Annotated in this window: 9 protein-coding genes and 3 pseudogenes; 5 read left to right on the top strand and 7 right to left on the bottom strand. The window is 53.9% G+C overall.

The features are described 5' to 3' along the window. Positions 1–201: 201 nt before the first annotated feature. From ACPXSQ_RS21205 to ACPXSQ_RS21180, 6 genes and pseudogenes are all read right to left on the bottom strand, one after another. On the bottom strand, positions 202–858 hold the full coding sequence (locus ACPXSQ_RS21205) for a nucleotidyl transferase AbiEii/AbiGii toxin family protein (RefSeq protein WP_426144354.1): 657 nt from the start codon (positions 856–858) through the stop codon (positions 202–204). Positions 859–922: 64 nt separating this feature from the next. Then, complete coding sequence (locus tag ACPXSQ_RS21200; RefSeq protein ID WP_426144353.1) at positions 923–1,129, bottom strand: hypothetical protein; 207 nt, start codon at positions 1,127–1,129, stop codon at positions 923–925. Positions 1,130–1,711: 582 nt separating this feature from the next. Further along, entirely contained in the window at positions 1,712–3,349 is a 1,638-nt protein-coding gene (locus ACPXSQ_RS21195; protein ID WP_104933046.1) for a methyl-accepting chemotaxis protein, read from the bottom strand. A 630-nt stretch (positions 3,350–3,979) separates the two neighbouring features. Further along, the gene (locus ACPXSQ_RS21190) at positions 3,980–5,554 is read right to left on the bottom strand and encodes a methyl-accepting chemotaxis protein (protein WP_426144352.1); all 1,575 of its coding nucleotides are present in this window, start codon (positions 5,552–5,554) and stop codon (positions 3,980–3,982) included. A 104-nt stretch (positions 5,555–5,658) separates the two neighbouring features. Beyond that, positions 5,659–5,804 (bottom strand): annotated as a pseudogene (locus ACPXSQ_RS21185) (helix-turn-helix domain-containing protein); the annotation flags it as partial. 152 nt (positions 5,805–5,956) lie between these two features. Further along, positions 5,957–6,338, bottom strand: a pseudogene (locus tag ACPXSQ_RS21180) (DUF1281 domain-containing protein); the annotation flags it as partial. 462 nt (positions 6,339–6,800) lie between these two features. Here ACPXSQ_RS21180 and ACPXSQ_RS21175 point away from each other — a divergent pair. The 3 genes from ACPXSQ_RS21175 (at position 6,801) to ACPXSQ_RS21165 (ending at position 9,401) form a co-directional block, all read left to right on the top strand. Then, the gene (locus ACPXSQ_RS21175) at positions 6,801–8,345 is read left to right on the top strand and encodes a methyl-accepting chemotaxis protein (RefSeq protein ID WP_426144351.1); all 1,545 of its coding nucleotides are present in this window, start codon (positions 6,801–6,803) and stop codon (positions 8,343–8,345) included. After that, on the top strand, positions 8,338–8,667 hold the full coding sequence (locus tag ACPXSQ_RS21170; protein WP_426144350.1) for a hypothetical protein: 330 nt from the start codon (positions 8,338–8,340) through the stop codon (positions 8,665–8,667). Before ACPXSQ_RS21175 ends, ACPXSQ_RS21170 begins: the two co-directional genes overlap by 8 nt. A gap of 419 nt (positions 8,668–9,086) precedes the next feature. Continuing rightward, positions 9,087–9,401 (top strand): hypothetical protein, encoded by a 315-nt coding sequence (locus tag ACPXSQ_RS21165; RefSeq protein WP_176017435.1) that lies wholly within the window; start codon positions 9,087–9,089, stop codon positions 9,399–9,401. 265 nt (positions 9,402–9,666) lie between these two features. Here ACPXSQ_RS21165 and ACPXSQ_RS21160 read toward each other — a convergent pair whose 3' ends face one another. Further along, entirely contained in the window at positions 9,667–9,909 is a 243-nt protein-coding gene (locus tag ACPXSQ_RS21160; protein ID WP_105088004.1) for an XRE family transcriptional regulator, read from the bottom strand. A 423-nt stretch (positions 9,910–10,332) separates the two neighbouring features. On the opposite strand from ACPXSQ_RS21160, the gene umuD reads away from it, so the two are divergent. Then, positions 10,333–10,782, top strand: coding sequence for a translesion error-prone DNA polymerase V autoproteolytic subunit (gene umuD, locus ACPXSQ_RS21155; RefSeq protein ID WP_426144349.1), 450 nt, complete (start codon positions 10,333–10,335; stop codon positions 10,780–10,782). Positions 10,783–10,790: 8 nt separating this feature from the next. Next, a pseudogene (locus tag ACPXSQ_RS21150) lies at positions 10,791–11,018 on the top strand (DNA polymerase V subunit UmuC); the annotation flags it as partial. Positions 11,019–11,064: the final 46 nt, after the last annotated feature.

Genomic DNA, 11,064 nt, shown 5'->3' with positions numbered 1-11,064 from the left:
TGACCGGCTTCGCTTATAACGGAATCAGGTATTCTTTGAGGTCCGCTTTGTGCTGTGAGTTAAGCGGACGTTGCTAACATAGCGGTTTTTTAATCAACAGGGAGCAGGTCAGAAATGTTCAAGGGAGTATGATAACTTCAAATTCCGCGTTGAAAGTAAAGCATCAGCTCATTTATGCAAGATTATGTAGCGGTCAAATATCTATTTTATAAGCGCATCAGCTGCCATCTTAGGAGCTACATGGCATAAAATATGTTCTGCAAAGTCTTTATTGATAAGCATATCATCAGCTATCTGAAAATATTTTTCAGGAGATTTTTTAATGTCATCTAAGGATTGATGCAATGTTTTATTAATACTGCCCCCATAATGACTTCGCGCTTTATCTAGTGCTTTTTCGGGAAGGCCTCCCCATGCATCATACATTGCCAAAAGGTCAAATATATCCTTGCATTGACCATGCATACACCGATCAGCGTTTGCCATCAGTTTTGTATAGAAACATGTTTCTCTATTTATGTAAGGGACAGGGAAAAGTTGATCATATGCGCCCTCTAGCTCATAGTTATCAAAGCTTACTATCTCTAGCTTGATCTTCTTATCGTCCGTCATGATAAAGGTACGCACACCTTCTCTATTGAAAGAGATTTCGCGTAGATAAGTAAACTCTGTCTTTACCAAATTCCCCAAAGAAACGTTATTCACTTCTTCTCGTACAGCTCTGTAAGATGCTCTATCAGGGCACAGAAAATCGATGTCTATCGACTCACGAAATTCGTTAATCTCCAGTGCAATGCGAGTGCCGCCGCCGAAGTAAATATTGTTACGCAAAAAAAAGTCGGCATTGAAATTATTCAATACCGACCTTATGATTTGGTGATGCTTTAGCCTATATTCACTCACTTTGGGACTAATCCTTTGCTTACGCAGCCATGAACACGCCGTTACCGTATTCATCTATCAGTTGCTGAAGCAGACGGCGCTCGTTCTGGTCCATATGTTTATCATCAATAAAGCCCCAGCGGCGCTCATACATCTCAAATGCCAACTTAGCTGGAATTTTCTGATTGTGAAAATCCCACAACACCTTATCCAGCTCTGGATAATTGCTACGTGTGATATCACCCATATAGTTACCTATCTTATTTACGAACCTATGCAGGTGAATGTAACAAAAAGGAAGGGGATTTTTTTAGCTAATCGTGCTTATTTGCACAGAATTTAGCCTAACTGGATGCTCGGCTAGATTAGTATTGGATTAGGGAATCACAACATCGGTGCTGTGTACAACATTTTCATATGTATGCTATCAACTTGAATCATGATGCCAATACCGACGCTATGTTGGCCGCGATGAAATGTACTATCGCACAACTGAGCAGGCCCTTTATCTGGCAAAGCTAGTGTGACGCACAACGATCATGACAACAAGATAGTACTAATGCAGAGGAAACGTTAAAGCTCTCACCCTCACCTGCCTCCGCCAGCTACTGTATTATCCATTTCTGTAAATGAGGGTGACATTTTGCGCTGCTTACTCACCATGACCAGCGATTGAGTCCGCTTTGTGCCAGAAGCGGACGTTGCTAACATCAGAATGTACTGATATGCGGGGTACTGGTCACCTGTTCTGCTCTCCTGCCCCCCTCCGCTGGACCGGAGAGGGTTTCGTTCTTACTCTGAATCTGCTGAATGAGGCGCGGTGCTGTAATCAGAAACGTGTCCAGCCGTCGTCTTCAGTTTCCACGCGGGCTTTAACTGCCGGACTCGCAGATGGAGTGGGCGCACGAACAGCAGCAGAGTTAGCCTGGCTGCCCAGACTGAACACGGACACGGCCTGCAGAAGCAACGCCGCCTGCTCCCTGAGGCTCGCGGCAGCGGAGGCCGATTCCTCTACCAGCGAGGCGTTCTGCTGGGTGGTCGCGTCCATTTCCGTGACGGCAATGCCCACCTGCTCAATTCCGCGTGCCTGTTCGGCGCTGGCCGCATTGATTTCTTCAACCGTATCCGACAGTTTCCCGACCGCCGCAAGAATACCTGACATGGTTTCAGACGCGTGAACCACCCGCTCATTACCCTGTCCCACCGTATCGGCATTGGCTGCAATCAGCTGACGTATTTCACCAGCAGCAGAGGCGCTGCGCTGCGCCAGTGACCTGACCTCGCCTGCCACCACCGCAAAGCCCCGGCCGTGTTCACCGGCACGGGCCGCTTCTACGGCGGCATTAAGCGCAAGGATGTTGGTCTGGAAGGCGATGCCGTCAATAACGGCGGTAATTTCTGCGATACGCCCTGAGCTTTCGCTGATGGATTTCATGGTACCACTGATGGCTGCGGTAGCCTTACTGCCTCTGCCAGCCACATCCCGTACGCTGACCGCCAGCTGGCCTGCCTGTCGGGCGTTCTCTGCGTTGTTTTTTACCGTCATGCCGAGCTGCGTCATGGTTGCGGCCGTCTGCTCAAGCGCGCTGGCCTGCTCCTCGGTGCGCTGCGAGAGGTCAGTATTGCCTTGGGCAATCTGGGTGCTGGCTGATGCCACGCTTTCTGCATTGCTCCTTACAAGGCTGACGGTGTTAATCAGCGAGTCCTGCATGTCGCTGATGGCCGACAGCAGCGTACCGGTCTCATCTTTCCGGTCTGCGCGAACCGTGGCGCTCAGGTCTCCGCGGGCCACCCGCCGGGCAGCCTCAACGGCCACATTAAGCGGGCGCGTGATACTCCGGGTGATAGCCCAGGCGGATACTGCAGCCAGGAGCAGAGCCACCAGTCCGGCAGTGGCTAACATCATCAGTGCAGCGGAACGTTCCTCGCGCGCCAGGGTGGCGGCAGAACTCATGCGCGCTTCCTGATGAGCCTGCATTTCTTTAAGGGAATTCATGAAGTCTCCCTGCGTCTGATAGCGTGGACCAAAAAGCAGCCGGGTAGCTTCATCACTTTTGCCCTGCTGCGCAAGTGCCACCACTTCATCAATGAAAGGCAGAAAGAGTTCGCCATGAGTTTTAAGCCGGGTAAAAATCTCATGCCCCCTGGGTGAGCTGACCTGTTTATCGATAACTCTGATAAGCCTGCCCACCTCTTGCCTTTCAACGCGGTAATCGCTGATGGCTTTTTCTCTTTTGGTGACGTCGGTGAGAAGAATCGCATTCCTTGCAAGGCGGCTCATATCTGAGGTGTAGTAACGCAGCAGCAGTGAGGAGGAGGCCTTACTGTATAGACTGCCGGATATCTCGTCGTTAGTGTTTCCGAGGGAGTTTATTTTAACGATGCCGATGAGCACCATAAACATGACAAGGAGTGCCATAAAGCCGAAGGCGGCACCGAGCCGGATTCCTATTCTGATATTGTTCATACGGGTTCCATGGTTTAAGGCGTCAGCATGAACGTAGGGTACTGACGCAAAAGATTCCTGCCCGTTTAACGGGAGGATACTGGTATGCAATGCCGCAGCATCTTGCTGCAGAACTGTTATTATCGGCAGTGGTCAGCGAAGGTTCACCCGGCTAATTTCTTTGCCGGAGATTCCGGCCACCATGACGCAGATGAGGCGAAAGGCCAGAGTCTTAGTCCAGGGCCTGGTATTAATGACAGGAACTGGCTGAATCTGCTTCAGCGGGAGTAACTAATCAGCACTCATGGTTAGTCACACGGGTTTCCGTCAGCATAAATGCTGCATACGCGGCATTTATTTCATCACCGTAATTTTTTGATTCGGTCTGAACGTCTGATTTGTGCCAAGAGCGGACGTTGCTAACGTCTATCAGCATCAATCTGTGGGGAGCAGGTCAAAAGCCTGACAACGCCAGCGGACTACTGCCATGACTGGTAGAAATGGATGTGCAGGTAGTTTGACATGAATGCCCATAACGAAGTTGCTAAAAGATAGCGTTGCCTGATAGCTCAGAAACGGGAAAGGGGAAATCAGAGCGGCACGTCATTATACTAAAAGAGGCCAGCATCCATATCTGGCCTCTGTCAAACATTACACTCTGAAAGTTTCCACAATCGCCTGAAGCGCATGCGCCTGATCGGACAAGCCATGAGATGCGGTGGAGGATTCCTGAACCAGCGCCGCGTTATTCTGCGTCACGCCATCCATCTGGCTGACAGCGATGCTGACCTGCGAAATGCCCTGCATCTGCTCAGAGGAGGCCAGCGAAATTTCATCCATGGCGGTCGCCAGCGAGCCGACCATACCGACAATCTTCAGAATACTTTCACCCGTTCCCTGCGCAACGCCAACGCCGCCTTCCACCTGGGCTACTGCCTGCTCAATAAGCTGCTTAATGTCACGGGCCGCCGTCGCACTGCGCTGTGCCAGCGTTCTGACTTCACCGGCAACGACCGCAAAACCCCGGCCATCTTCACCGGCACGTGCGGCTTCGACGGCGGCATTAAGTGCCAGAATATTGGTCTGGAAGGCGATGCTTTCGATCACGGAGATGATGTCGCGAACCTTCAGCGCACTGGCCGAAATAGTATGCATGGTGTCTGACATCTGCTGCACGTCGGTTTCACCCTTACGCGCCAACAACGCCGTCTCGCGGGCAGACGCTGCGGTCTTCTGCGCACTGGCCGCATTATTTTTCACTGTTGTGGTCAGTTCTTCCATGCTGGCAGCCGTTTCCTGCAGCGCGGCTGCCTGCTGTTCGGTGCGGGAAGACAGTTCGGTATTACCGCGTGAGATTTCATCCGCCGCCAGAGAGACGGAGGCGGATGAGGCTTTGATCTGCGAGACAAGGTCGCGCAGGTTATCCTGCATGCCCGCCAGCGAAGCCATGAGGCTGACAGAGTCATCGCGCCGGAGCTTAACTGGCGTACTCAGATCGCCAGCGGCAATGGCAGCGGCCAGCGCCTGGGCCTGGGCTGGTTCCGCGCCCAACTGTTTCTTGATGCGGCGCGTAATCAGCCAGCTCATCACAAAGCCCAGGGCGATAAACACCACGGTAAGTACGCTCAGCGACACGAATACGCCAGCGAGGCCCGCTTCCGTTTTCATGGCCGTGCCGCCGGTAACGCGATCCTGATAAGCCACCATATCGCTGACGGCTGCACGGTAGTTCGCCAGATCCGTCAGGACCGCTTTATCAAGATGCTCATGAACGAAATTGCTGTCCTGTTGCAGGGCACGCGTAGCAATTGCCTTGAAAGGCGTTGACGACGTTTCGATTTTTTTCAAAAATGCGGAGGCTTCATCTACTTCGCTGAGATTAATACCGGGAATAGTGCGCGCGCCGTTAATTAACGTCCGGAAGTGGGCGGTGGTGTCATCACTGTTTTGCTGTAATGTCGCAAATTTTGCAGCGATATCCTTTACGGATGTGTTCTTGTCACCCGAGGATGCCGCCAGGAGCAGCGTGGTTTGTTGTGCAACGTTGTTCTTAATGGTCTGTAAGGTGCGCAGGTCGTTCAGCCGGGCCACCGTCAGCTTCTGCTGATCTCTGACCGTGCTGAGCTTGATACCGGCGAAAAGGGTAATACATACTCCAAGCATGATGACGGTCAGGAAAGCCGCGTTAAGCATCATGTTGAGTGACAATTTTCCTGGTCTGAACATAAGGATCTCCGTAATAATCGTTTCTGCTAATGCAGCAAGAGAATTATCGGCAGGGCCACACAGACAAGGAATAATTTACATAACCGCCCTCATCCTCTTCTCCCTGAAAGTCCAGCTTTCCGGAAACGAACAAAAAAATCGTAAACGGTCGTTTTTTTGGAATTCCCAGACGGCCTCCGGCCTCGACCCGGGATAAATTCTCGTCTAAGTGCAGATGCAGTGCTTCAAGAAGCCAGGTCCAGTGTTCCATACGCTAATGTCCATTATAAATGATGGATGTTATTGTCACGGAACCGGAGGGAAATGGACCGGCGGTCTATATGAGGCGCTTACCCTTAAATTCACGTACCGTCATTTCTTTCATGTCGTTGTCCGGCGGGGATTACGCCTTCACTGCCAGGCTATAACCGCATGCGCGTCGCCGTCCAGCGTTTCCCACGCCCGTCTGCTGAGGCCTGTGGCCAGCCACAGGTCGTGCAGCCGGACGCAGGTTTCCTCAGTCAGTTCCACTCAGTCACACAGCTGCGTGAGCCACTGCGTAAACGCGGCGTTCTCCGGGGTGTTTTCCCCCCCACCCCGCCGCCGTCAGCGCCAGATAAGGCGCATACGTGTCGTCCGTCACCGGACGCAGCAGTAAGGCGCAGCCTGCCAGAAACAGCTGGATACCCTGCGCTTCCGCCCGCGCGTAGAGAGGGCGCACCTCTCCCCGCATCAGCGCCCGCACCTTACTCACGTTCTTCGCAAGGCCGGTCAAACGCAGCCTGTTTGCACACCAGTTCGGCATGATTCTCTCCTCAGTCAGCGGTTGCACGACCTCACCTGCACCGTGCCGCAACAGCAGCCGGGCGAAAAGCGGAGCAGTCACGGGCGGACGCGCAAGCCGCACGCGCCGCCGGAGCGGACTGAATGTCTCGCGCACAGCGGGGAACGGATGAGTGAACGGGCGCCAGCGTCCCTTGACTGCGCAGCGGACCGGCTAACGTGAAGGGACAGTGCAGGCCCTGAAAAAAGAAAGGGAAGTACTTCAGAGGGAATCGGAGAAGTCCGGCGTCAGGTGAAGCCGGAGCGCCGGTCAGAAGCGGAGCGCAGCGACGTCCGCAACACCCTGTTTTGCCTGCTCTGAATGGAGCATCGCAACATTTGGTAAAGAAAAAGGAAATAGAGAAAGCGGAACGGTATGCCGATAGTAACCTACTGTAATAGATCAAAAAACACGCAGCAATCACACAACTACAAGAGACACAGCATGAAATTATCTACCCGTCTTGCCACAGGTTTTGGCCTGGTAATACTCCTTTCCGTCATCTGTACCGCGACGGCTATGCAGGCTCTGTATAAAGCCCGCAAGAGCATGGATGAAGTCGTTAACGTCAAGATGAAAAAGAGCAACCTTGCCCAGGATATGCTGGGCGACATCAAGGACATGGCCAGTGCAGTAAGAACCATCGGGCTGCTCAGCGAACCTGCGGACATGAAAAACGCCGATGAAAAAATGCAGAAAAGCAAAGCAGGTTTTATCGCCGACTACCTGGCACTCAACGAGCTTCTTAAAACTGACCCAACCGCTGAGGGAGTGTCAGCGATGAAAAGGCTGACTGAAACCAAAGACAAATTCTTCAGTGTTTTTGAACATGCCCGGCAGCTCGGGCTGGCCAACCAGGACAAGGCATTCATTGAGTACCTGAGAACAGAGGTCCGTCCGGTACAGTTCACCATGACTGACGCCCTGGCAGACCTGACGAATATTCAGAAGAAAAACAGTCGGGCCGCCGTGGAGCAGAACAGCGCTTCAACGGCGCGGGCTACCCTGATTCTGATGCTGCTTGCTGGCGCATCAGTGCTCATTGCAGTCGCTGCGTGCGTGGCCGTTATCCGAATGCTCACACGCCAGCTGGGCTGCGAGCCCGCACAGGCGCAGGCCCTGGCCGCCACCATCGCCGCCGGCGACCTGACCACCGCCGTACAGCTGCGCCGCAACGACACAACCAGCCTGCTTGCCTCGCTTGATAACATGCAGGCGAACCTGCGCGGTCTGGTGTCGCAGATTAAGGATTCCTCCGCATCCGTTGCCCTGGCCGCCGATGAAATCGCCCGGGGCAACACCGAACTGTCGTCCCGCACCGAAGAGCAGGCCGCCGCGCTGCAGGAAACGGCCGCCAGCATGGAGCAACTGACCGCCACGGTGAAGAGCAACACCGCGGGTGCACAGCAGACCGCTGAGTCCGCCCGCGAGACCGCGCGGACGGTGGATGGCGACAAGGAAAAGGTGCACCACATGACCGAGACCATGCACAGCATCCAGGAAAGTGCCCTGAAGGTCCGGGACATCACGTCGGTGATTGAAGGCATCGCATTCCAGACCAACATTCTGGCGCTCAACGCCGCGGTAGAGGCTGCACGTGCCGGTGAAGAGGGCCGCGGCTTTGCCGTGGTGGCCGGCGAGGTCCGTACTCTGGCGCAGCGCAGTGCGACGGCGGCCCGTGACATTAAGCAGCTTATTGAGCAGGCCGTCGCTCAGGTGGAAAGCGGCGTGGAGGTCGCGTCGGGGACCGGACAGAGCATCCTGAAGATTGTCGGCATGGTCGGCGAACTGGCCGACTCCATGGACACGATTGCCCTGGCCTCGTCGGAGCAGATGCAGGGGATTTCCCAGGTGAGCGTGGCCGTGAGTCAGATGGACGGCGTGACGCAGAACAACGCGGCGCTGGTCGAGGAGTCGTCCTCCGCTTCGCAGTCACTGTCTGAGCAGGCGCATGCGCTGAGAGGTATGGTGGAGGAATTCCGTGTCTGATGATAACCAGCCTGGTTATGACGAGCGACTGATAACGTCCGTCAGGTCGATAAAAGCGGATCTGGACGCGATTTACACGCAGCTGAGGGACGGTACCTATGCTGACCCGGATACTTTCGTCAACAACTGGGCGCATCTGATAGACCGGGTCAACAAAATGACGCCGGTACTCAGTGAGCCCGGCGTCATGGAGGTGCTGCTGCGTACGGACGTGATGGCTGCGGCAGAGCTGCTGGCCATGACGCATGCCGTAGGCATCATTGAGAACTTTATGCGGTGCCTGGAGCATCAGACCACAGAGAGAAGCCTTAAACCGCGCTAAAATCTGACCTCACCTGACAATTGCATGTCACAAAGCGCGGGTTTACTGTGTGTCGCTGTGATGTGTTCGTTGGCAGAAAGATGTCCTCGCCTCCGGGCAGGCCCGTCGCCTTCGTGCTGACGGGCTTTTTTTGCCAGAATACTGCCCGTGTCCGGGATGAGTAGCCAGTAAACTGCTCATCAGCCCCCTGAAAATCGCAACAGGGCCGGTTTTTTTTTTCCGCACAGCCCCCTTTTTTACCCCGGCTAAAAGATATCCACCGGTTCATCTGGCGCGGGTACATACCCGTCCGTAAGGCCCGTCTTTATCTGTGATTTTCACCCATATCAGCGCTCCAGAAACACACAAAGTTTCTGGTTGAGCCTGTCGTTGAATGTTAAATTTCTCGGATCGAACCGGGTTAAGACAGGGAACTGACGATGTTAAAAGCGCTTGTTACAGGAAAACTGAGTCTGGCGAAGACATTCTGGGGATGGGGATTTGGCGGAACCGCGCTGATTGTGGCCATCAGCAAGGCAGGTGCATATGCAGGCCATTACTGGGTGATCCCGGTGAGTCATGTACTGCAGGCCCTGCTTTCACTGGCAGTGCTGTCCGGACTGACGTTCATCCTGAAAGAGAAGCACTCCTTTCTGGGTGTCTTACTCGGCGGCATCGCTTTTGCCATTTTTCTGGCGCACTTCATCCTGAGCGCAATATTTGCCGTGCGCTTTTCGTCAGTGATTTTTTTCTGATTACCGGCAGGCTTTAAAATGAGATGGAATGCTTCAGCTAAAAAACCTGCACAGTGTATCTGTGCCAGATGACATTCAGGACCGGCGTCTTACCCCGGCCCTCTCAGGAGAGGGCTGCAGGTGAAGCCGGTAACGCCCTCTTACAGACTGACAAATTTTTTGAGTACCACTGCACGGTACGTTGTTTATCATGAATGTGCTGTGAGTTTCCAGAAGCCTCATAAGAGTAGTCACTTGTCCTTCCTGCCCGGTTGCCCGGGCTTTTTTAACTCCCCTGACTGAGTTTCCTGAGCTCCGACATCGCCTGACGGACCATCCAGAAGCCGGGCGAGTAAAACACGCGCCCCAGCTTTTCTGCCACGGCAGGAGTGACAGTCAGCACGTCCCGCAGAATAAGCCTGACCTCATGCTCCTGCAGCCTGGAACGCCGGCAGAATTTGTCCACGCTCATGTCGTATTCGGCCAGCAGGGACGCTAGTAAACGGCCAACTGATTCATTCTCATCCATAAAACCCTCCTCCGTCTGTGGCTTTCCCGGAAGATAAAACACCCGGCCGTCCTGTTCAAGGCTCAGACAGCCCGATAATTCTGAACTTAAAACGTGAGCCGGCAACGCTCGCCGCAGAACACGGCTGAGGCGTACCGCAGCGCAGCGAGGAACGAACAGCCGTGTTGAGGAAGCGTAATTTCACTTATGTCAGCAACGACTGCTTACGCGCTCCCCTGACTGAAACTGCCCGACAAAAAAATAATTAGCCTGCTCAGTAACATAGGCATCCCTTTGACAGAGTACCGTTTCGTTCCTCTTGCCATGCGTCTCCGGCTCAATAATACTGTTTTTATATACAGTATTATTTATGGAGGAATTTATCATGTCAGAATCATTCACTGCCGCACCGGCTTCAGGCCATTCAGTCCGGAGAACGGCGCCATGAAAGCAACATCCTCCCGGGGCGGACTGACAGTATTCAGGCCTGCCGATATCCGTCCCGTGATGCGCATCCCGCTGTTTGTTGAGCGCTGCGCCGCCGGGTTCCCCTCCCCTGCCACCGATTATGTCGAGGCAGAGCTGGACCTGAACGAGCTCTGCATCACCCACCGGGCCGCCACGTTTTTCGTGCGCGCCAGCGGCAGCAGCATGGAAGATTTGGGTCTGTATGACGGGGACGTGATGGTCGTCGATCGCGCGAAGGAAGCCACGCACGGTGACATCGTCATCGCAGAGGTCGGCGGGGAGTTCACCGTCAAGCGCCTGCAGCTGCAGCCACAGATTGCGCTGCGCCCGATGAACCCGGCCTATCCGGTGATATACCCCGAGGAGCTGCACCTGCTGGGCGTGGTCACCTGGTTTTTCCACAATACCGAGGTGCGCCGGAGGTAACCATGCCGATGTTTGGTCTGGCTGACGTCAACAGCTTCTATGCGTCCTGTGAGGCCCTGTTCAGGCCTGATTTGCGGGGAAAACCTGTCGTCGTCCTTTCGAACAACGATGGCTGCGTCATAGCAAGAAGCAAAGGAGCCAAAGCCCTGGGCATAAAAATGGGCGCGCCGTGGTTCCAGATAAAGACGCTGGATTTCCCGGAAAAAGTGCATGTCTTCAGCTCAAATTATGCTCTATAGTAAGTTAAGTGGAATGCAACATTGATCGTATAGACTTTGAACA

Origin of the sequence: Pantoea sp. EEL5, assembly GCF_049892805.1 — a bacterium.
GTDB lineage: Bacteria > Pseudomonadota > Gammaproteobacteria > Enterobacterales > Enterobacteriaceae > Pantoea > Pantoea ananatis.
The sequence above is the reverse complement of the archived record's forward strand: the minus strand, read 5'-3'. Positions and strand labels throughout refer to the sequence as shown.

Bases quoted from the DNA above. Each gene is read 5' to 3' on its own strand.
- ACPXSQ_RS21195 (WP_104933046.1), bottom strand. From the start codon at position 3,349: ATGAACAATATCAGAATAGGAATCCGGCTCGGTGCCGCCTTCGGCTTT.
- ACPXSQ_RS21165 (WP_176017435.1), top strand. From the start codon at position 9,087: ATGTTAAAAGCGCTTGTTACAGGAAAACTGAGTCTGGCGAAGACATTC.
- ACPXSQ_RS21175 (WP_426144351.1), top strand. From the start codon at position 6,801: ATGAAATTATCTACCCGTCTTGCCACAGGTTTTGGCCTGGTAATACTC.
- umuD (WP_426144349.1), top strand. From the start codon at position 10,333: ATGAAAGCAACATCCTCCCGGGGCGGACTGACAGTATTCAGGCCTGCC.
- ACPXSQ_RS21160 (WP_105088004.1), bottom strand. From the start codon at position 9,909: ATGGATGAGAATGAATCAGTTGGCCGTTTACTAGCGTCCCTGCTGGCC.
- ACPXSQ_RS21190 (WP_426144352.1), bottom strand. From the start codon at position 5,554: ATGTTCAGACCAGGAAAATTGTCACTCAACATGATGCTTAACGCGGCT.
- ACPXSQ_RS21200 (WP_426144353.1), bottom strand. From the start codon at position 1,129: ATGGGTGATATCACACGTAGCAATTATCCAGAGCTGGATAAGGTGTTG.